This window comes from Mesorhizobium sp. WSM4976, assembly GCF_029625685.1.
In the GTDB taxonomy this organism is placed as follows: domain Bacteria; phylum Pseudomonadota; class Alphaproteobacteria; order Rhizobiales; family Rhizobiaceae; genus Mesorhizobium.
Genome location: NZ_JARTVT010000113.1, coordinates 1 through 506, shown reverse-complemented (window position 1 = coordinate 506; position 506 = coordinate 1). Strand labels below are relative to the sequence as shown.

Here is a 506-nt window from a genome sequence, read left to right as displayed (position 1 = left end):
ACCATGGCGAGATCGGATACGCGGAACTCCCGGATGTCGTTGCCCACGAACGACTTGATGGCGATCAGGTCCGATCCCGACTTCATCCGCTTGGACAGCGCTGGCATAGGCAGGTCCGGCAAGCTGCCGATGCTCGTCGAAGTGTTCGACCGCAGCAGCGTCGAAAGGTCAGCAGTGTAGACGTAGAGGTTGCCGTTGACATCGAGAACGATGACGCTGTCGCTTTCTTGGTCATAATAGCAGGCAACCGCGTTGCCAGAGAGCGCGCTGAGCGTCACATCGACATCGGACAGCAGACCGGTCGCATCCCACCCAATCCGATTGACCACCTTGCTGGTGCCGGCGAGCAAAGTGCGCAGCGCATAGGCGTACTCAGGGCCTACCGACACCGATCCGAGGTAGGAGAGCGGCGAATGAACGGTGTCGGCCGTCCAGACTTTGCTCCAGCCTGTCCCGATGTTCGACAGCAGTGTCAGCTTCGAGGCCCACACCCACACCAGCATGTA

Annotated in this window: 1 protein-coding gene; it reads right to left on the bottom strand. The window is 60.1% G+C overall.

The features are described from left to right. On the bottom strand, positions 1-506 hold a 506-nt coding region (locus P9272_RS35955), incomplete at both ends, for a hypothetical protein (protein ID WP_278164968.1).